The sequence below is a fragment of the Lentzea fradiae genome (genome assembly GCF_900100955.1).
In the GTDB taxonomy this organism is placed as follows: Bacteria; Actinomycetota; Actinomycetes; order Mycobacteriales; family Pseudonocardiaceae; genus Lentzea; species Lentzea fradiae.
The window spans coordinates 52,617-71,796 of the sequence record NZ_FNCC01000020.1; the positions used below are offsets into that span (position 1 = coordinate 52,617).

17 protein-coding genes are annotated in these 19,180 nt (G+C 71.5%); 8 read left to right on the forward strand and 9 right to left on the reverse strand.

The window, feature by feature from the left end; translation table 11 throughout:
• Window positions 1-151: 151 nt before the first annotated feature.
• A complete protein-coding gene (locus BLT23_RS35890; protein ID WP_090058810.1) occupies window positions 152-3,079 on the reverse strand; it encodes an AfsR/SARP family transcriptional regulator in 2,928 nt (975 codons plus the stop codon).
• Between the two features lie 73 nt (window positions 3,080-3,152).
• On the opposite strand from BLT23_RS35890, the gene BLT23_RS35895 reads away from it, so the two are divergent.
• Window positions 3,153-3,590, forward strand: coding sequence for a hypothetical protein (locus BLT23_RS35895; protein ID WP_090058814.1), 438 nt, complete (start codon window positions 3,153-3,155; stop codon window positions 3,588-3,590).
• 131 nt (window positions 3,591-3,721) lie between these two features.
• Here the strand turns inward: BLT23_RS35895 and BLT23_RS35900 are convergent, their stop codons facing one another.
• From BLT23_RS35900 to BLT23_RS35910, 3 genes are all read right to left on the reverse strand, one after another.
• Complete coding sequence (locus tag BLT23_RS35900) at window positions 3,722-4,678, reverse strand: tetratricopeptide repeat protein (RefSeq protein ID WP_090058819.1); 957 nt, start codon at window positions 4,676-4,678, stop codon at window positions 3,722-3,724.
• Window positions 4,679-4,849: 171 nt separating this feature from the next.
• A complete protein-coding gene (locus tag BLT23_RS35905; protein ID WP_245744536.1) occupies window positions 4,850-6,763 on the reverse strand; it encodes a bifunctional polysaccharide deacetylase/glycosyltransferase family 2 protein in 1,914 nt (637 codons plus the stop codon).
• Between the two features lie 82 nt (window positions 6,764-6,845).
• Window positions 6,846-7,265, reverse strand: a complete 420-nt coding sequence (locus tag BLT23_RS35910) for a DUF6542 domain-containing protein (RefSeq protein WP_143036154.1) — start codon at window positions 7,263-7,265, stop codon at window positions 6,846-6,848.
• A gap of 87 nt (window positions 7,266-7,352) precedes the next feature.
• On the opposite strand from BLT23_RS35910, the gene BLT23_RS35915 reads away from it, so the two are divergent.
• On the forward strand, window positions 7,353-8,366 hold the full coding sequence (locus BLT23_RS35915) for an LCP family protein (RefSeq protein ID WP_176947081.1): 1,014 nt from the start codon (window positions 7,353-7,355) through the stop codon (window positions 8,364-8,366).
• 8 nt (window positions 8,367-8,374) lie between these two features.
• Here BLT23_RS35915 and BLT23_RS35920 read toward each other — a convergent pair whose 3' ends face one another.
• Window positions 8,375-10,606 (reverse strand): ATP-binding protein, encoded by a 2,232-nt coding sequence (locus tag BLT23_RS35920; RefSeq protein ID WP_176947082.1) that lies wholly within the window; start codon window positions 10,604-10,606, stop codon window positions 8,375-8,377.
• A 183-nt stretch (window positions 10,607-10,789) separates the two neighbouring features.
• Between BLT23_RS35920 and BLT23_RS35925 the strand changes: the two genes are divergently transcribed.
• Complete coding sequence (locus BLT23_RS35925; RefSeq protein ID WP_090058837.1) at window positions 10,790-11,566, forward strand: STAS domain-containing protein; 777 nt, start codon at window positions 10,790-10,792, stop codon at window positions 11,564-11,566.
• Between the two features lie 18 nt (window positions 11,567-11,584).
• On the opposite strand, the gene BLT23_RS35930 is transcribed toward BLT23_RS35925, so the two are convergent.
• Window positions 11,585-11,944, reverse strand: a complete 360-nt coding sequence (locus tag BLT23_RS35930) for a hypothetical protein (RefSeq protein WP_090058841.1) — start codon at window positions 11,942-11,944, stop codon at window positions 11,585-11,587.
• Here BLT23_RS35930 and BLT23_RS35935 point away from each other — a divergent pair, their 5' ends adjacent.
• The 5 genes from BLT23_RS35935 to BLT23_RS35950 all read left to right on the forward strand — a co-directional run bounded on the left by BLT23_RS35935 (window position 11,945) and on the right by BLT23_RS35950 (window position 15,552).
• On the forward strand, window positions 11,945-12,979 hold the full coding sequence (locus BLT23_RS35935; protein ID WP_483868424.1) for an NsdA family TPR-like regulatory protein: 1,035 nt from the start codon (window positions 11,945-11,947) through the stop codon (window positions 12,977-12,979).
• A gap of 66 nt (window positions 12,980-13,045) precedes the next feature.
• Entirely contained in the window at window positions 13,046-13,408 is a 363-nt protein-coding gene (locus BLT23_RS35940) for a hypothetical protein (protein ID WP_143036156.1), read from the forward strand.
• Window positions 13,409-13,416: 8 nt separating this feature from the next.
• Entirely contained in the window at window positions 13,417-13,548 is a 132-nt protein-coding gene (locus BLT23_RS42150; protein ID WP_281248944.1) for a hypothetical protein, read from the forward strand.
• Between the two features lie 4 nt (window positions 13,549-13,552).
• Complete coding sequence (locus tag BLT23_RS35945; RefSeq protein ID WP_245744537.1) at window positions 13,553-14,224, forward strand: response regulator transcription factor; 672 nt, start codon at window positions 13,553-13,555, stop codon at window positions 14,222-14,224.
• Window positions 14,221-15,552, forward strand: a complete 1,332-nt coding sequence (locus BLT23_RS35950) for a HAMP domain-containing sensor histidine kinase (RefSeq protein WP_090058853.1) — start codon at window positions 14,221-14,223, stop codon at window positions 15,550-15,552. The genes BLT23_RS35945 and BLT23_RS35950 overlap by 4 nt, the downstream gene beginning before the upstream one ends.
• On the opposite strand, the gene BLT23_RS35955 is transcribed toward BLT23_RS35950, so the two are convergent.
• The 3 genes from BLT23_RS35955 to BLT23_RS35965 form a co-directional block, all read right to left on the reverse strand.
• Window positions 15,530-16,399: an exodeoxyribonuclease III gene (locus BLT23_RS35955; RefSeq protein WP_245744538.1), complete on the reverse strand. Its 870-nt coding sequence runs from the start codon at window positions 16,397-16,399 to the stop codon at window positions 15,530-15,532. The two genes, BLT23_RS35950 and BLT23_RS35955, sit on opposite strands and share 23 nt — an antisense overlap.
• 109 nt (window positions 16,400-16,508) lie before the next feature.
• Window positions 16,509-17,063, reverse strand: a complete 555-nt coding sequence (locus tag BLT23_RS35960; RefSeq protein WP_090059186.1) for a hypothetical protein — start codon at window positions 17,061-17,063, stop codon at window positions 16,509-16,511.
• A 155-nt stretch (window positions 17,064-17,218) separates the two neighbouring features.
• Window positions 17,219-19,171, reverse strand: a complete 1,953-nt coding sequence (locus BLT23_RS35965; protein ID WP_090058863.1) for a hypothetical protein — start codon at window positions 19,169-19,171, stop codon at window positions 17,219-17,221.
• Window positions 19,172-19,180: the final 9 nt, after the last annotated feature.

Genomic DNA, 19,180 nt, shown 5'->3' on the forward strand with positions numbered 1-19,180 from the left:
TGGCACCCCTCTGCCCGGCCAAGCGTTCCGGCAAACGCTGCCATGACGGCCACTCTTCCGTGTCCGTGACGAGTACGCGGGGGCCCCGCGTACTGTGAGAAGACACGTGGGGCTCCCGCGTGACTCGGAAAATCACTCGGTCGGGTGAGAGTCAGGACCTGGTCGTGAGCCGCAGCTCGTCGACCTCCGCCTGGAACCCCGCCGCGGTGAGGGTCTCCTCGGCCTGCCGCCAGTGCTCGCGGGCCTCCTCGGCCCGTCCCGCGCGCTCCAGGGCGTTGCCCAGCACGCGCAACGACCGGCCGAACTCCGGCGGCGAGTCCATCTCCCGCGCCTGCTCCAGCGCGAGCGACGCGAGCCGCAGCGCCTCCTGCGGCGACGAGGCGAGGCCGGACCTCAGGCGCCACACCCAGATGCGGCCCTGCCGGTCGTCGTGCTCCTCGAAGAACTCCCACGCCAGCCGCAGCTGCTCCTCGGCGAGCGCCACCTCGTCCGACCGGATCAGCGTGTCCGCGAGGAACAGCCGGATGTTCGCCGCCATGTCCGGGTCGCCCATCCTGCGGGCCGCCGCGAGCGAGGACCTCAGGAACTCCGCCGACCGCGCCAGCTCGCCGGTGAACTGGTGCAGCCGCCCCAGCTCCAGCGTCGCCATCAGCTCGCTCTGCTCGTCGCCGAGGCTGTTCGCGAGGCGCCGCGCCCGTTCCAGGTAGCCGGTGGCCGCGGCCAGCCCGCCCGCCCGGCGTTCGATGGCGCCCAGCGAGCACAGCACCTCGATCTCGCCGTGCGGGTTGCCGGAGGCGACGAACCGGGTCATCGCCTGACGGTGGGCCTCCCGCGCCTCGGCGGACCGGCCGCTCCACTCGTGCATCCAGCCCATGCCGTACCAGCCGTACGCCTCGCCCCACACGTCCCCCGTGGCGGCGAAACCCTCCTGTGCGGCCTGGAAGTTCTCCGAGGCCGCCACGTAGTCGTGCATCCGGGCGCGCAGGATGCCGCGCTGCTGGAACAGGACGGGCTTGCGCTCGGGCGGCGCGCACGACAGCCCGATGCAGTTGAGCTGCTCCCAGTCGTCGAAGCGGGCCCGCAGGTCGCAGAACGCCGCCGACCGGATCGCGAGCTCGGCGGCCTGCGCGCCCAGTCCGAGCGCGGCGGCCTGGGTGACGAGGGCGTGGATGTTCTGCCACTCCGCGTCGAACCAGGTGGCCGCGTCACCGAGGTCGAACGGCGCGAGCTCCGCCGGTTCCAGCCGGATCGCCTGGTGGGGCAGCTCGGCGTCGGCACGCGTCGCGAGGTCGAGCCACTGCTCGAACAGCGCCTTCAGCGCCTCGGCCGGGTCCTCGGTCGCCGCCTCCCTGCCGAACGCGCGCAGCAGGTCGTGCAGCCGGTACCGCACCTGCCCGGCCGCGTCCCTGCCCGCGTAGTCGACGAGCCGGGCGTCGACGAGCGCCTCGACGTGGTCCTCCGCGTCGTCGACGTCGAGGCCCAGCAGCGGTGAGGCCGTCCACGCCGGGAAGTCCGGTGTGTCGACCAGCGACAGCAGCCGGAACGCCGTCTGGTGTGACGCGTCGAGACCGTCGTAGGACAGCGCCAGCGAGGCGCGGACGTCGAGGTCGCCGAGGGACAGCTCGTCGAAGCGGCGGCGCTCGTCGGACAGCCGTCCCGCGAGCTTCGCGAGCTGCCAGTGCGGGCGGGCGACCAGCCGGGCCGCCGCCACCCGCAACGCGAGCGGCAACTGGCCGCAGTACGCCACGATCTCCTGCGCCGCACGGGGTTCCGCGGCACATCTGGCCTCGCCGACGGCCGTCCGCAGCAACGTCAGCGCGTCGTCCTGGGGCAGCACGTCCAGCGGCACGACGTGCGCCGCCTCCAGCCCCGCCAGGGCCGCACGGGACGTCACCAGCGCCGCACCCGACGTCGTGCCCGGCAGCAACGGCCGCACCTGCGCCTCGTTGACCGCGTTGTCCAGCACGACGAGGATCCGCCGGTCCGACAACAGGTCCCGGTACAGGTCCACCCGGTCCTCCACGGAGGACGGAATGGCGCCGCCGGAGACGCCGAGGCCGCGCAGCAACCGGTCCAGCGCCGCCGCGGGCCCGACCGGTTGCTGCTCGCCGCCGCGCAGGTTCAGGTACAGCTGGCCGTCCGGGAACGCGTCGCGCACGGCGTGTGCGCAGTGGACGGCCAGCGAGGTCTTGCCGACACCGCCGGGACCGGTGATCGTCCACGTGCCGCCGGCGCGCAGCCCGGTCGTGAGCCGCGCGACCTCGTCGGCACGGCCGGAGAAGTCGCCGACCGCGGGCGGCAGCCAGGACGGTCCCGCCTGGACGGCGACCGGTGCCGACGACCCGGCGAGCACCTCCATGTGCAGTGCGCGCAGCTCCGCGTTCGGGTCGATGCCGAGCTCGTCGGCGAGCACCTCGCTCGCCCGGCGGAAGACGTCGAGGGCCTGCGCCTGCTGGCCGGACCGGTGCAGCGCGAGCATCAGCTGGTACCAGAACCGCTCCCGCAGCGGGTGTTCCGCGACCAGCGAGCGCAGCTCGTCGACGAGCTGGTCGTGCCTGCCGAGCTGCAGCTCGGCGTCGTTGCGGCGTTCCAGCACCTCCCAGCGCTGCTCGTTGAGCCGCTGCACGTCGGTCTGCTCCATCCGCAGCGACGAGACCTGGTCCAGCGCCGGTCCTCGCCACAGCGCCGCGGCCTCGCCGAGCAGCCGCGCCTCGGTCTCCAGGTCGGGGGCGCGCCGGGCCTCCGCCCGCAGCTTCTGGAACGTCAGCAGGTCGAGCTGGTCGTCCTCGACGTGGATGGAGTAGCCGGTCGGCCACGTGCGGACGAGCTTGCGGTCGGCGAGGTCGTCCAGCGACTGCCGCAGCCGCATGACGTAGGTCTGCAGGGTCGCGCGCGCCGCACCGGAGGGCTCGTCGCCCCACAGGTGCTCCATCAGCTCGTAGGACGACACCGGCGCGTTGGCCTTCATCAGCAACGCGGCGAGCAGCACGCGCTGCTTGGCCGACCGCAGCTCCACGACCCGGCCGGAATCGATGACCTGCAACGATCCGAGAACCCTGAACGCCCACCGCCGTCGCATGGGCCAGATCCTAACCAGCCGGTAACCGGACGTGTCAGTGAAATGTCAGCGGGTCACGTGATGCTCCTCGCCCATGAGAAGGACTTCCCTCGCCGCCGTCGTCGCGCTGCTGCTGGGGCTGGTGACCGCGAACAACGCGCTGGCCGAGAGCGCGCCCGGCTGCGGGCCCGTGACCCAGATCGGCAGCACCGGCTACATCGGTGACAACGGGCAGCGCTGGGCGTCGGTCAAGCAGTTCAAGGGCTGTGGCAAGAACTGGGCGTACATCTACACCTGGGCCAGCGTGCACGGCGCGGGCGCCCCGTACACCCCCGAGATGATCATCATCGAGAAGTGGGCCAGCACCAGTGCCCGCGAGCCGTTCGGGCACGCCGGCCAGAAGTCGGGCAAGTACCGCCAGCAGGAGCTGTGGTCGTCCGGCACCGACACGCTGAGCGTCTGCACCTCCGCCTACGCCGAGTGGAACTCCGGCGCGATGACCTACCGGGCGCGGTCCAGCATCCGCTGCTGACCGCCCGCAGAGCCGGAACGGCTCCCGGCCCCCCAGCGGGGTGGCCGTTCCGACCGGGGTGTCGCCGGGGCCCGAAGCCCAAACCTCTCCTCGGGTCCCGGCGGCCCCTTCCAGGTCCGGTGTCCTCCTGGTCAGGCCGCTCCCGGCGACCGCATGAACGCCCCCAGCCGCGACGACAGCTCGTCCGCCGCCTCGTTGCCGCGCAGCTTGTCCGCCTCCTGCTTCAACGGCCGCATCCGGTCCCTGGTGCGGGCCGAGCGGATGGGTCCGGACAGCGCGATCGCCTTCTCCCCGATCTCACGGGCGTGCTCCGGCTCGTTCTGCACCAGGTAGTTGACCGCCAGCGCCGCGAGGCGGAACGACTGGCTGCGCGAGGCGTCCTCTCCCCCGGTCGCGATGGCCCTGGTGAGCAGCGGGATCGCCGTGCGCGCGTACTTCACGTCGCAGTTGCGTGCCAGCTCCGTGTGCACCATGCCGCCGATCGACACGAGGTCCGCCAGGTCGAAGAACCGCGCCCACGGCGGCGCGTGCTCGGCTTCCGCTCGTTCGAACTCGTCCTGGGCTCGGGCGAACTGGCGCAGCGCCTGCCGTTCCGCGCCCATCTTGGCGAACGCCCAGGCTTCGTTGGCGTGCAGGATCGACACGGCCAGCGTCGACCCGCTGGCCTGCGCGATGGGCAGGCCGCGCTGGAACGACTCCAGCGCGTCCTGGGGCAGCTCGTAGTGCAGGTGCACGCGGCCCATCCGGTAGTGGATGTTGGCCTCCAGCGCGCTGTTACCCGACGCGCGGGCCAGCTCCATCGCCCGGCCGAAGTGCCGGTGGGCGGACTCCAGCAGGCCCATGTCGAACGACGCCCAGCCCGCCAGGTTGTTGAGGTCGGCGATGGCGACCTGGAGCCGTTGCAGCACCACGCCCGGCGCCCCGGTGCCGAGCAACGGGTTCGCCCAGCCGAGCAACGCGACGCACGCGTCCCGGCAGGCACCTCCGCCGTACTCGTAGTCGAGTGCCCTCAACGCCCCTGTCAGCGTCTCGACGTGCCGCACGTCTGTCTTGTCCACATGAGCGGGAAAAACGCCGTCGTCGAACATGGCTGGTCCTCCTGACGTGCGTCGGACACTCCTCGTCGAGATACCCGTTGCGCACCGCCGGTACTCACCGCGCCACCGGTCGCCCGGCCGGGGAAAGGGGCCACAACGGTGACAGGAAACCGGAGCCGAATCCAATTCGGTGACCGCACCTCACCGGAACGGCCGCCCGGTTCACTCTTCCAGGACTACCGCGGGTGAGCCGGGAACCCCACAGCCGGGAGCACTGCCGAGCAGGCCGGTGCGCCGCACCTTCATCCACCGCAGCTGGGTGCCGTGCGCGGCCGTGATCACCGACTGGATGACCACCGCGTACGTCAGCTGCCGGTAGACGAGCTGCTGCAACGGGTACGCCCACAACGGTTTGAGCGACTCGCCGTCCAGCCGCAGCGCGTACCCGGCGCTCGCGGTCTGCAAGAGCAGGAACGCCGTCCACACGACGAACGCGAGCGGGGCGTCCGCCACCAGGAAGCCGTAGAGGACGTAGAGGTCCATCACCGGCGCGAGCAACGGCAGCAGCAGGTGGAACGCCAGCAGGTACAGCAGCCCGAAACGGCCCATCGGCCCGCTCTCGACCAGTGCCCGGCGGTGCTTCCACATCGACTGGAACGTGCCATACGACCAGCGGTAGCGCTGCCGGAACAGGCCGCGCAGGCTGCTCGGCGCCTCGGTCCACGCCTTGGCCTGCGGCCGGTACGCGACCCTCCAGCCCGCGCGCGTGACCGCCATCGTGAGGTCGGTGTCCTCGGCCAGCGTCTGGTCGCTGACACCGCCGGCGTCGGTGATGGCGGCCCTGCGGAACGCGCCGACCGCGCCCGGCACCGTCGGGATGCACCGCAGCGCGTGCAGGATCTGGCGGTCGAGGTTGGACCCCGCGCAGTACTCCAGGTGCTGCCAGCGTCCCAGCAGGCCCTTCCGGTTGCCCACCTTGGCGTTGCCGGACACGGCGCCGACGGCGCTGTCCGCGAACGGCTGCACGAGCTGGCCGATGGTGTCCGGCTCGAAGATCGTGTCGCCGTCGAGCAGCACCAGGACGTCGTGCCGTGCCCGGCTGATGCCCGCGTTGAGCGCGGCGGGCTTGCCCTGGTTGTCCTGCCGCAGCACGGTGACGCCGGGCAGGCCGAGCTCCTCCGCGCGGTCGGCGGTGCCGTCGGTCGAGCCGTCGTCGACGACGACCACCTCGACGTCCGCGAGGTGGTCGTTCGCGGCGATGGACCGGACCGTGGCGGCGATGTTCAGCGCCTCGTTGTACGCGGGCACGACGACCGAGACCGGTGGCGCGAACCACGGCGGCGGATCGGCCTCGCTCTCGCGGCGCAGCCGGCGGTCGGTGTGCGCGAGCCCGAGCTGCATGGCCGTGCGCAGCAGGCCGAGCAACGCCGCGATGGCGATCGCCGTGCCGAACAGCACGAGCACCACACCGCCGTTGCGCTGGGACCACGCGGTGACCGCGCCGGTGAACCGCTCCGTCCCGCTCGCGGTGACCAGCGGCTCGTCGGTGACCGCGACGAACCGGTAGCCGGGCTGCCTCGTCAGCTCCCGCGCGATGTCCGCGCCGATGCTGCCGTCGTCGTGCAGCCGGACGACGCCTCCCCGTTCCCGCAACGACATCCGCACCAGCGTGCCGATGTCCTGGTGGTCGCGGTCGCCGCTGTCGACCTCGGCGGGCGCGCCGACCAGCGGCGTGTGCGCGCCGAGCACGTCGGCCAGCGCCGCCTGGGCGAGCGCGCGGTTCAGCCCGGTGACGTGGTCGCCCTCCGCGCGGAAGCCGTCGATCCCGATCCGGTGGCCCTCCTCGGCGATCCGGCGGGTCACCTCCGGGTTGCGCGTCACCTGGGTGCCGGTGACGAAGAACGTCGCACGGATTCCCGTCTCCTTCAGGACGTCCAAGACCCTGGGTGTCCACTTGGGATCCGGTCCGCCGTGGAACGCCAGCGCCAGCGTGTTCTCCGGCAGCTGCCGGTGTTCTCCCGCGTGCCGCACCGGCTCGGGCCTGATCGCCGTGTAGGCGTGGAAGGACACCACGCCCATCAGCACGACCAGCCCGAGCAGGATGGAGACCCAGTGCAGCCTGGGGGCGCGCCTCACCACGCTCCCAGCAAGGTGCCCGCGACCACCGCCGCGAACACGATCAGTCCACAAGCGACGGACAGGCTGACCGCGCCCGCGGCTACCCGTCTCCCGCCGTTCCCGTCGACGAAGACCTGCATTTCGCTTTCCCCCCAGAAAGTACGCGGACGAGCGCGACCGCCACGGCCGTGCCCACCGCCACCGCGAGCCACGGGAACCCGTTGACGAACCACGGGACCGCGTCCGCGGCGAACTCCTTGCCACTGGCCCACATCGCCTGCCGCTGGGACTGCCGCTGCCACGCCGCGTTGCCCACCGCGAGCACGACGAACACGACCGGTGGCGCCGGTGCCACGGTCCACAACCCCACACGACGGACGAACGCCGATGCCACGACGGCACCCGTCACCAAGCAGACGCCGAACGGCCAGCCGAGGTTGCCCCCGTCGATCCAAACCCCCGTTTGGACGAACACGACCAGCACCCCCAGCGCCGCCAAACTCGGCAGCTGAACCCCCATGACCGCCTAGAGTAGGGGACGGGGGTTTCGCAGATGAAGTCATATGGCGGTCGTCACCGCACTGTTTTCCTTGTCCTGCTGCGTGTTGTGTGGACCGCGGTGTGCGCGGCCGTGCTCGTCGTGTCCGGCGTCGCCTGGTCGACCGTGTCCACGATCTCGACGGGGGTCGAGAGGTCGTACGCGATCCCGGACGACGTCCCGCGCTCGACGTCCGGCCGCAACATCCTGATCATGGGCCTCACCACGCGCCTCGACCTGCACGGCGAACCGCTGCCGGACGACGTGCTGCGGCGCATGCAGGCGGGTGAGAGCGACCGCGGCGGCTACAACGCGAACACGCTGATCCTGTTGCGCGTTCCCGTTTCCGGCCCGGCGGTCGCGATGTCCGTGCCGCGCGACAACCTGGTCCCGCTCGCGTCCGGCGGCGAGGGCAAGATCAAGGAGGCGTACGGCCGGGCCAAGATCGCCGAGGAGGAACGGCTGCGCGCCGCGGGCCAGCACGACCCGCGCACGCTCGAACGGGCCGGCCGGGAGGCGGGGCGCCGCGCCCAGGTCCGCACGGTGTCGGCGTTCCTGAACCAGCCGGTCGACCACCTGGTGGAGATCTCGCTGATCGGCTTCTTCCACATCGCGGAGGGGCTCGGCGGTGTCGACGTGTGCCTGCGCGCCGCGACGAAGGACCCGTTGTCGGGCGCGGACTTCCCGGCGGGGCCGCAGCACCTCGACGCGGGCCAGGCGCTGTCGTTCGTGCGGCAGCGGCACGGTCTGCCCGACGGCGACCTGGGCCGCACCCGCCGCCAGCAGGCGTTCCTGGCCGCGGTGGCGAAGCGGCTGAAGGGCGCGGACGTGGGCGTGGTGCGGGCGATGGCGGACATGGCGAAGCAGGACGTCGTCCTCGACGCGGCGTTCGACCTGGCCGAGTTCACCACGAACCTGCCGTCGGAGGTGCGGTTCGAGACGCTGCCGATCGAGGGCGGCGCGCGCGTCGGCGGCCTGGACGTCAACCGGGTCGACCCGGCCAAGGTGCAGGCGAAGGTGACCGAGCTGGCCACCGCGCCGCCTCCCCCGCCGCCGGACGACGGCGTGCCGTGCGTCGACTGACGCCGGGATCAGCCGCGGCGCTCGGTCACCCACGTCGCGATCTGCGCCCGTGAGGAGAACCCGAGCTTCTGCAGGATCCGCTCGACGTGGCCCTCCGCGGTCCGGCGCGCGATCACCAGCTTGGCCGCGATCTCCTTGTTCGACAGGCCGGTCGCGATCAGGTCGGCCACCTGCTGCTCGCGCCGGGTCAGCGGGGTGAGGTCGGGGACGGGGCCGGGCCGTTCGGCCTGCTCCTCCCCGATCGCGTAGGCGATGGCGTCGTCCAGCTCGAGGTCCATGCCCTTGCGGAACACCGCGCGGAACTCCTGGTCCCCCAGCACGGCGATGACCGCGCTCTCGCACTCGCCGTGCGGCGTGCCGAAGTAGCGCGACCCGAACATCGGGTAGCCGACGGTGTGCCAGATCTCGTTGGTGGCGCCCAGCAACGTCGCCGCGCGCACCGCGTTGCCCTGCGACGCGGAGATCCAGGCGAGCACCTCGACCGCGAGCACGATGCCCAGCAGGTCGTGGAACGTCCGCTTGATCCGCAGGCACTCCTTGCCGAGCTGGTCGGCGCGCTCGTAGTCGCCGCGCACCCAGGCGCACAGCGCCAGCACGTAGATCGCGTACGCCTGCACCCACTGCTCGCCGTGCTCCGCGGCGACGGCCCTGGCCTCGGTGCAGAGCCGTTCGGCGGCGGCGAAGTCGCGCTGGAACGTCGCCGAGATGGCCAGCTCGACGCCCGCGAGCAGGGTGTGGCTGTTGACCAGGCCCTGGCGGCGGTAGCGGGCCACGGCCTCCTCGAACAAGGCGTCCGCCAGGACGAGGTCGTCGCCGACCAGGTGCGTGCACGCGAGGCGGTGGGTCGCGTAGGCCAGCGCGACGCCGTCCCCTGCCTTCACGGCGTAGGCGCGGCACTCCTCCAGCATCTTGCGGGACGCCGTGATGTCGCCCTGCAACGTCGACACGTACCCGTTGACCCACAACGCCTTCGCGCGCGCCGGTCCGGGCGGTGCGCCCGCCAGCGCGCGGTCGAGCCAGTGCCTGCCCTCGCCGAGCATCCCGCAGCCCGCCCAGTAGAACCACAGCGTCCCGGCGAGGTGCACGCAGTGGTCGCCCGCCTCGTCGAGGCAGAAGTCCAGGACCGCGCGCAGGTTCTGGTGTTCCAGGCGGGTGAGCGCGAAGATCTCCGGCTGCGCCGGGCCGAACCACTGCTTCTCGCACCGCTCCGCCCACTCGACGAAGTGGTCTCGGTGCCGTTGCCGCAGCACGTGGTCGCGCCCGGCGGCGCGCAGCTTCTCCCAGCCGTACTGGCGCAGCGGCTCCAGCAGCCGGAACCGGGTGCCCGACGGGTGCGGCCGGGACACCACGACCGACTTGTCGACGAGGCCGGTCAGCGACCGCATGATCTCCTCGGGCTCCACGCCGTCGCCGGAGCACACCCGTTCCGCCGCCGACAGGTCGAACGTGCCGGAGAACACCGATGCCCGCGTCCACAGGATCTGCTCGGGCCGCGTGCAGAGGTGGAAGCTCCAGTCGACGGCTGCCTGCAGCGTCTGGTGGCGGGGATCGCCGCCGCGCCTGCCCTCCGCCAGCACCCGGAACGTGTTGTCCAACCTGGACAGCAGGTGGTCGAGCGTCAGCACGCGCAGCCGCACGGCGGCCAGTTCGACGGCCAGCGGGATGCCGTCCAGCAGCGCGCAGATCCTGGCGACCTGCTCGCGGTTGTGCGGGCCGAGCGCGAACCCCGGCTCGACGGCCGCCGCCCGTTCGGCGAACAGCGTCAACGCGGGTTCGAGCGGAAGCGGCGCGACCTGCCAGAGGTGCTCACCGGCGACACCGAGGCGTTCCCTGCTCGTCGCGAGCACGCGCAGACCGCGGGCGGAGCGCAGCAGCACGTCCACCAGTTCGGCGGTGGCCTGCACGACGTGCTCGCAGTTGTCCAGGACCACCAGCGTCTGCCGGTCGCGCAGGTGTTCCACCAGGACCGTGCGGTGCTTGCGGACCGTGTCGTCGTGGACGCCCAGCTGTTCCAGGACGGTGTGCACGACCAGTTCCGGGCCGGTGACGCCTCCCAGGTCGACGAACCACACCCCGTCCGGGAACGCCCGGTTCGTCTCGGCGGCAGCCCGCAGCGCCAGCCGCGTCTTGCCGACGCCGCCGACCCCCGTGAGGGTCACGAGGCGGGACTCGGACAGCAGCCGCCGCACCTCGGCGACGTCGGTCCTGCGACCGACGAAAGTAGTTGTGTCGGCAGGCAAATTGCCTTTGCGACCTGGGGAAGGGGAACCGCCCACAGCGGCACCCTAGGTCGGCCCGTTCACCTGCTGCAACGCGGTCCCCCGGAGGTACCAACACCGGAACACGGGTAGTTACCCCCTAGGGGCGATGCCCGCACGAGGCGAGGCTTGGAGGCTTGGGACACACCTGTGGGAGGGACCCCCATGAGCGGCGACGGCCTCGAGGTCGACTTCCGCGAGCACAACGGCGTGCTGGTCGTCCGGTTCAGCGGGCTGCTCGACTGGACGACGTACCTGCGCGTGCAGGACGTGCTGCTCGACTGCGTCACGAAGGAGCTCTCGGGGGTGGTCGTCGAGCTCGACGACCTGGAGGCGGAGTCACCGGCGCTGCTCGTCGTGTTCGACGTCGTCTGGCTGTCCGCGGCGCGCTGGCCGGGGATCTCGATGAGCCTGGTCGTGGGCGGTCACCGGCTGCGGTCGACGCTGGAGTCGCGCGGCCTGCCCCGGCACATCCCGCTGCACGCCACGACCACGGACGCCACCGCCGCCGTGGTGCGGGTCGAGCACGACGACCGGGTGGACGCGACGCTGCCGACGTGCCGCTGCCTGCCGCACGTGGCCGAGCGGATCACCGAACGCGCCTGCGAGCGGTGGGGCGTCCAGTCGATGCTCGACGTCGCGCCGCAGGTCGCCGTGGAGCTCGTGTCCCACGTCGAGGACGAAAGCCCGTTGGCGCTGCTGCTGCGGATGCGCGGCGGCAAGCTGTCCGTCGCCGTGCGCACGACCGCCCGTCTCGACCTGAAGCAGTGGCACGTCATGCGGCACAACGTCGCGTCCATCGCCGTGTGCAACTTCAGCATGGGCGAGACGCCGGCCGGGGGCGGACGGCAGATCATCTGGACGTTGCTCGACGTGCCGGAGGACAGCGAACGGCCGCCGCTACAGCTCGTGGAGCCCCCGATTTTCACCCATCGGGGTTAAACACTTCCGGGCATCGTTCTACCTCGCGTGGGTTGCCGCGAGACTCGTCCGGCACGCCCGCACGACCTGACGGTTCGCCGCCGTGTCCGGTGTCCGCGTGCCGCAGCTCGGACAGGACAGCCGCGCCGTCGTCTCGTCGAGGTGCACTTCCAGAGGGCTCGCGCACGGCCGGCACCAGCGGTGCCCGGTCAAGGGGATGACGTGGTCAGGTGACGTCACGCACTCGTGCAGCCAGCTGCGGTGCAGCCCGCACGTGGCCCTCGCGTGCGGGTCGAGCCCGAGCTCCTCGGCGAGGTCCTCGGCGTCGAGGACCGCCGACAAGGTCGGGTCCTCGCTCTCGGCGGAGGTCACCAGCCGCAGGTGGGCGCGTCGCCTCATGTGCAGAACCCTGTTCCTCGACGGAGTCATCTCGAACGGAAGCGGGCATACCCGCGTTCACACCAGTCGAATCCCGTCGAAGTGATTCCACCCCGAACGGCACCTCTTCTCAGCCGCTCCGCGGCCCCCTACGCTCAGGACAAGACGGCGCGAGGTGTACCGATGACGGATCCTGCGTACTTCCCTCCCCCGCACTCCGCCCGCATCGGCATGAGCGATGTGGAACAGCTGAAGTCTCAGACCCGTTCCCTCAGATCGGTCGACTACCGGCACGGCGGCGGCGCCTGCCGGGACGCGGTCGTGGTGCGGATCTACTGGGCGCAGCAGCTGCTGGCCGCCGAGGCGTCCGACCACGTGCGCGCCCGCCTGCTGACCGCGGTCGCGGACCTGCACAACCTGGCGGGGTGGACGTCGTTCGACTGCGGCCAGGTCGGGGCGGCGTACCACCACTTCGACCGCGCGCTCGACTTCGCCCGGCACGACGAGGACCTGACGACCAACATCGTGTACCGGCGTGGACGCGTCCATCTGCACCACGGCGCTCCGGGTGACGCGCTGGCGTACTTCCAGAGGGGCGCGCAGACGCCGTTGGCGTCGAGCATCATGCACGCGAACGAAGCGTGGGCGTACGCGCGCCAGGCCCGTTCCGACGAGGCGTTGCGTGCGCTGGGCCGGGCGCAGGACGCGTTCGCGGCGGCGGACGTCCGGCACGCACCGGACTGGGCGCGGTTCCACGACGAGACCGACCTGCTTTCGCTGACCGGCATCGTCCACACCGAGCTCGGCGACACCGCGACCGCGATCCCCGCGCTGCTCACGGCCGTGGAACGGCTCGGACCGGCGATGGCGCGCAGCCGGACGTTCTGCCTGATCGCCCTGGCGACCTGCCACTTCCTCGACGGCGACCTCGACGAGGGCAAGGCGGTCGGGTCGCGGGCGATGAGCGCGGCGGAGGACCTGCGGTCGGAACGGGTGTGGGACCGGATGCGGCCGATGCTGAGGGCGGCGGCCGCGCACGGGGTCTCGCTGCGGTAGCGATCTTTGCAGAACCCGAACATTCGGCGGACCTGGTCCTGACGGAGCTCCGTCATCGTTCGTGGCATGGACATTTCGCGAATCGGTGGGCTCGTGGCGTTGCTGATGCTGCTGGGCGCGGGGACCGCGGCGGCGCAGGAACCGGTCACGATCAGCCAGGAGAAGGTGCGGGAGATCTGTTCCGAACGGCTGCCCCGCGTCGAGAACCGCGTGCGGGCGCTGACCGACCGAATCAACGGTGACGCCGGAACGCTCGGCTCGAAGAAGTGGCTGGAGCAGAAGGCCGCCACTGCCCGCAAGGCCGGCAACACGGCACGCGCGGACGTGCTGGACGCACAGCTGAAGCTGCGCGACTCGCAGCTCGGGAAGCTGACGAACGCTTCCGAGCGGCTCGCCGAGTTCCGGTCCGAGCACTGCGGGTCGAAGTGAGGCCCGGGATGAGGTGGCTCGCGGCGCTGGTGCTGCTGGTCTCGCTGACGGCGTGCCGGGGCGAGGCTCCGGTCTCGGACCTCGATGATGTGGAATCAACGCTGAACAGCATCGAGTCGGATCTCAACCAGCCGGGGTGAACGCGTGGAACGTGGCCTGGTGCTCGTCGTGGAGGACGAACCGGCGATCGCCGAGCTCGTCGCGCTCTACCTGCGGCGCGACGGTTTCGGCGTGCACCTGGAGTCCTCGGGGGACGCGGCACTGGCCGCGGTCCGCTCGCTCTCGCCCGTCGCGGTCGTCCTGGACGTCGGCCTGCCCGGTCTGACCGGCATCGAGGTCTGCCGGGCGATGCGCGCGGCGGGCGACTGGACCCCCGTGCTGTTCGTGACGGCCCGCGACGACGAGGTGGACCGCCTGCTCGGCCTGGAGCTCGGGGCCGACGACTACGTCACCAAGCCGTTCAGCCCGCGCGAGCTGGCGTTGCGCGTCCGCACGGTCCTGCGCCGCTCTTCCCCGGTCGTGTCCGACGTTCTGCGGGTGGGAGCCGTCCGCCTGGACGTGGGCGAGCGGAGGGCGTTCGCCGACGGTCACGAGGTTTCTTTGACGACAACGGAGTTCGGGTTGCTCTGCCACCTGATGAGGCACCCGCGCCAGGTGTTCTCGCGCGAGCAGCTGCTGTCCGCGGTGTGGGGTTACTCGTCGGCGGCCGGCACCCGGACCGTGGACGTCCACATCGCCCAGCTGCGCGCCAAGTTCGGCCCGTCCAGTCCTATCAGGACGGTGCGCGGCGTCGGTTACTCGGCGGACGCGTCGTGAACCTCGGCGCCCGGATCGCGTTGGTGTGCCTGGGAGTCGCGTTCGTCGCCGTGGTCGTGGCGGGGGTCGTGTCGACCCGCCAGGTCCTGTCGACCTCGCAGCAGGTGAGCCGCGAGTTCCTGCGCTCCCAGGCCGACGTGGTGGCGGGCCAGCTCGCCGGCGACCGGGTCGAGCAGGTGCTGGAGCGCCAAGGCATCGCGATCGTGCGGATCTCCGCGACCGGCGAGGTGTCGGGCTCCGACCGTGCCGCCGTCCGCGCGGCCCGGGACGCCGACGTGGCGCGGGTGCTGACGGGCACGCCGGTGACCGGGGTGAGCGGCCGGCTGAACGTCGAGGCCCGTCCGTCCGGCGACGGCGGTTTCGCGCTGGTCCAGGCGACGGAGACCAGCGGCGCGTTCCGCAGGCTGGTCCGCAACGTCCTGTTCGCGCTGGGCGTCGGCCTCGTCGTCGCCTGCCTGGCGGGCCTCGCCCTGGGCAGCGTGCTGACCCGCCCGCTGCGCCGGGTGGCGGCCGTGGCCCGCTCCATGAGCGCGGGCCGCCGCGACGTCCGCGTCCCGGTCACCGGCCCTGCCGAACTGGCCGAGGTCTCCACGTCGGTGAACGTGCTCGCGGACGCGTTGCAGCGCAGCGAGTCCCGCCAGCGCGACTTCCTGCTGTCCGTCTCGCACGAGCTGCGAACCCCGCTCACCGCCGTGACGGGCTTCGCCGAGTCGCTGGCCGACGGCGTCGTGACGGGCGACCGCGTGGCCCCGGTCGGCACCGTGATCCTCGACGAGGCGCGCAGACTGGACCGCCTGGTCACCGACCTGCTCGACCTCGCCCGCCTGGGCGCCGACGACTTCCGCCTCGACCTGGCCCCGATCCCCCTGGACCAGGTCGTCCGCTCCGCCGCCGAGGTGTGGCACGCCCGCTGCCAGGCCCGCGGCGTCCCGTTCTCGGTGGAGATCACCGCCTCACCGGTCGTCCACGCCGACGCCCGGCGGCTGCGCCAGGTGGTCGACGGCCTGCTGGAGAACGCCCTGCGCGTCACCCCGCCCGGCCGCCCGGTCGTGCTCTCCCTGTCGTCGGTGCTGCAGGTCCGCGACGGCGGCCCCGGCCTCGCACCCGAGGACTACCCCGTGGCGTTCGACCGCGGCGTGCTGCACGCGCGCTACCAGCAGTCCCGGCCCGTGGGGACCGGCGTCGGCCTCGCACTGGTGCACGGCCTCGTGACGCGGATGGGCGGGACGATCACGGCGGGGCCAGCCGCGGAAGGCGGCGCCGCGTTCACCGTGACGCTGCCCCCTGCGGCCCCTTCGAGCCCCGTCACTTCGACTGGGGCAGCTTGACCTTCTTCTTTCCCCCCGGCGACGACGGCGGCGGCACGACCGGCCCGATGTCCCCGTCCGGTGCCTCGTCCAGGTCGACGACCACCGGCGCGTGGTCGCTCGGCCCGGTCCCCTTGCGCGCGTGCCGGTCGACCCACGCCGCCTGCACCCGCGGCGCCACCGAGTCGGACGCCAGCACCAGGTCGATCCGCATGCCCAGGTCGCGGTGGAACATCCCGGCCCGGTAGTCCCAGTAGCTGAAGATCCGCTCGTTGGGCCACCGCTCACGCACGACGTCGTGGAACCCCAACGCCTCGATGGCCCGCAGTGCGGCGCGTTCGGGTTCGGTGACGTGCGTGTGCCCGATGAACGACTCCGGGTCGAAGACGTCGGCGTCGGCAGGAGCGATGTTGATGTCCCCGCACACGAGCGCGTCGTCAGGACCGGCGTCCAGCACGTCGCGCAGTGCCGCCAACCACTCCAGCTTGTACTTGTAGTGGTCCGACTCCGGTTCACGGCCGTTCGGCACGTACAACGAATGCACCCGCACACCACCACACGTCGCCGCGACGGCGCGTGCCTCGACATGTGGGAAGCCGGGCGCTCCCGCGATGCCGACCTCGACGTCTTCGAGGCCCACCCGCGACAACAGCGCCACGCCGTTCCACTGCGCCTCACCGAACAGGGCGACCTCGTAGCCGCGCTCGTTCAGAGCCACCCCCAGCAAGGCTCTGAAGGCGTCGTCGGCCAGCTTGGTCTCCTGAAGGCACACGACGTCCGGCTTGCGCTGGTCCAGCCACGGCAGCAGGCGCGGCACGCGTTGCTTGACGGAGTTCACGTTCCAGGTCGCCACTCGCACGCCTGCCACGGTAGTCACCGCGACTAAAGCCCGCATGGAGCGCGCAGTCAGAACCCGCCGGACACCGCCCCTGCCGGGCCCACGGGCCTTTGACGACGACGGCTCAGGCGACCGGGAGTCACGCGACGACTCTGACGTCCATTCGCACCGTCGCTCCCTGATAAGCCCGGAAATACTGCTGCAACTGCCCGCTGCTCGCAGTGCACCCGACTTTCGTCAGCTCATTCTCGGCCGTGGCCGGCAGCACGACCGAGCACCTGGCCAGATAAGTGTTCTCGTCCTGCCGCAGAACGTAGAACACAGCGGAACCGGACCCGTGTCCCCCGTAATTGCGGAAGACCGCGCTCATCGCGCACCAGTGCTCTCCGCACGGCCCGTCCCAGTCCGACGACGTCAGGTGGAACTCGGGCGCCCTGGGCCGCGTCGTGACCACGACCGGCGGCTCGGGCCTCCTGACGGACTCGGCGCGCACCGCACTGTAGGGCGTCTTCGTCGTCGCGGGCGCCGCGGACCGGCTCGTCGTGACACCGATTTCTTTCAGCAGGTCGACCCCCGTCAACGTCTGCACACCGGTCAGAATGGCGAGAACACCACCGATACTGCCGATGATGACGTTCCATTTCTTGTATTCCGGTTCGCTGTCGGCTTTCTTCCCGTCCCCCTCGCCGGCCATGTGATCCATCGTACTCGAAACTGATCCGGAGAGGAGCGGGTTCCACCCGATCAGGAATACCGGCAGGCTGGTCGCGGACTTCAGCGAACCGGCGCGTCAACGTCCCAACCGCGCGTTCCGGCCGAGCGCCCGGGACCACGATCCGAGCGATGGAATCATCGAGCGCTGCTACCGAGGGCTTCGTTCGCGGCGGTGACGATTTCGTGTTCCGGGTGGTCGCGGGCGATCGTGGCCAGCATCGGGTTCCGGTCGGGATGGTCGGTAACGGCGACCGCGCGCACGAAGCCGAGCTGGTCGCGGAGCGGATGCGTGGTCATCTCCTCCAGCAGCACCCCGTGGTCGTGCATAGCGGCCATCTCCTCGGACAGCGCCAGCATCATCTCCCGCTCGCCAACGGCTTCCGGAGCCAGCTCACCGCGACCGGCCAGCCATCGGGCGGCGACCCCTCCCACCACGCCGCCCTCCGAGCGCAACCGGCGAGCTTCCACCACACCCGGTGTACCGGTGTGCTCCAGCGCGTTCCACGCGAGCAGCCGCACAACCGGCGTCGGCCCGTTCACGCAGAACGCCGCCAGCTCGGTCGCCGCTTGCGCGGCATCCCTGCGCGCCACCCACGTCGCCAGCACGGAGTCGGCGATCTCAGGCGCGCAGGACTCCACGGCCTCGCACACCTGCTCCAAGGGAGCTTCCGCCAGCTCCTCCACCGAGGGCGCGTCGATTCCTTGCGCACGCAATGCCTTGCGCACGCCCCACAGCCCCAGCGGAGTCAGCCGCACGAGAGTGAAGTCGGGATCGTCCCGGCCGGAAAGCTCGACGATCTTGTCCCGTTCCCACACCTCGGCGGCCGTCGTCAGCTCGACCGCTCCCAATGCCGCCAAGGCCGCGAGCACCGCGCCGAGATCGCGCCGCCACATCACCTCCCGGAAGCCGCCCAGCAGCGCACCGAGGCCGTACCCGGCCGAGACCGTCTCGCGGACACCCGCGGCCAGCAACTCCACCGGCACGGGTGTCCCACCGGCGGTGTACAGGCTCAGCCACAGGTCCAGCATCACCTCCGGCAGCACCTGTCCGACCAGAGAAGGCTCCTCGAAGCGGCTAGCGGGACCGCACGCCGCGGGACCGAGGTCGTCGAACGCCTCGAACACCCGCCACCACAGGTCGAGCGGCCGGGCCGGCACACGGGCCGCGCTCTTGACCGGCACCAGCCTGCCCTTGACCACCCGCACCAGACGGGCGGCCCGAGCCCACGCCACCAGCAGCGAGACCTGGGGCAGATCCGCGCTGCTGCGAGCCAATTCCAGGTAGGGGGTGTCGACCTCCAGCAGCAGTGCGAGCTCGCGGGCATCCGCCACTCGCAGTCGCTTCGTCGTCGTCAACACGCGCCCTGCCCCCACCCACGACACCAGGACCCGGAACCGCGCCACCACGTCGGTGCCCTCCGCCAGGGCAGCCACCTCGTCATCGGACGGAACGAGGGTGGGCGGCAGCGGCCCCGGGCTGTCCTCCACGAACTCCGGAAGAACCAGATCGGCGTCGCTGCCGAGCGCGTGACGCCGCATGATCTCGTCCAGCACGTCCCGGTCGTAGTCGACCTCCCCCGCCTGGGCGGCCATCAGGAACGCGCGAACATCCTCTCCGTCCGCGATGTCGACCCCGTGCTCGACCATCCGCACCATCCAGAACTTCGACAGGCCGAAGTTGCGCTCCTCACCCATCCGGGCCTGGAACTCCGAAGCGCTCCGGTCGATCACCGCGTGCAGCCCGGCGACGTCCCCCGTCCCGGCGGCGCGAGTCGCGGCCAGGAAGTCGACCCAGCCGTGCAACGTGACCAACACGAGCGGCCACTCCGACCGCTCCAGGGTGACCTTCCGCGGAAACCACTCGAGCAGAACACTTTCGACGTCCGCCGCGTCCCACCGGGTGAGCACCCCGTCACCGGTCACCCGCGCGTCCAACGCCGCCTCGGCGACGAAAAGATCGACCTCGATCCCGCGACCGGCGGCCCAGTCGCCGAACTCGTCCAGCAACCGGCCCGCCTGCTCTTCCAGCTCTTCTCCGAGATGACTCACGAGCGACACGCTAATCACCACCGACGACCGGTCCGTCATGGTGCCCTC

Coding starts and splice junctions, on each gene's coding strand:
- BLT23_RS35890 (WP_090058810.1), bottom strand. CDS start 3,079: ATGCGACGGCGGTGGGCGTTCAGGGTTCTCGGATCGTTGCAGGTCATC.
- BLT23_RS35895 (WP_090058814.1), top strand. CDS start 3,153: ATGAGAAGGACTTCCCTCGCCGCCGTCGTCGCGCTGCTGCTGGGGCTG.
- BLT23_RS35900 (WP_090058819.1), bottom strand. CDS start 4,678: ATGTTCGACGACGGCGTTTTTCCCGCTCATGTGGACAAGACAGACGTG.
- BLT23_RS35910 (WP_143036154.1), bottom strand. CDS start 7,265: ATGGGGGTTCAGCTGCCGAGTTTGGCGGCGCTGGGGGTGCTGGTCGTG.
- BLT23_RS35925 (WP_090058837.1), top strand. CDS start 10,790: ATGAGCGGCGACGGCCTCGAGGTCGACTTCCGCGAGCACAACGGCGTG.
- BLT23_RS35930 (WP_090058841.1), bottom strand. CDS start 11,944: ATGAGGCGACGCGCCCACCTGCGGCTGGTGACCTCCGCCGAGAGCGAG.
- BLT23_RS35940 (WP_143036156.1), top strand. CDS start 13,046: ATGGACATTTCGCGAATCGGTGGGCTCGTGGCGTTGCTGATGCTGCTG.
- BLT23_RS42150 (WP_281248944.1), top strand. CDS start 13,417: ATGAGGTGGCTCGCGGCGCTGGTGCTGCTGGTCTCGCTGACGGCGTGC.
- BLT23_RS35960 (WP_090059186.1), bottom strand. CDS start 17,063: ATGGCCGGCGAGGGGGACGGGAAGAAAGCCGACAGCGAACCGGAATAC.
- BLT23_RS35965 (WP_090058863.1), bottom strand. CDS start 19,171: ATGACGGACCGGTCGTCGGTGGTGATTAGCGTGTCGCTCGTGAGTCAT.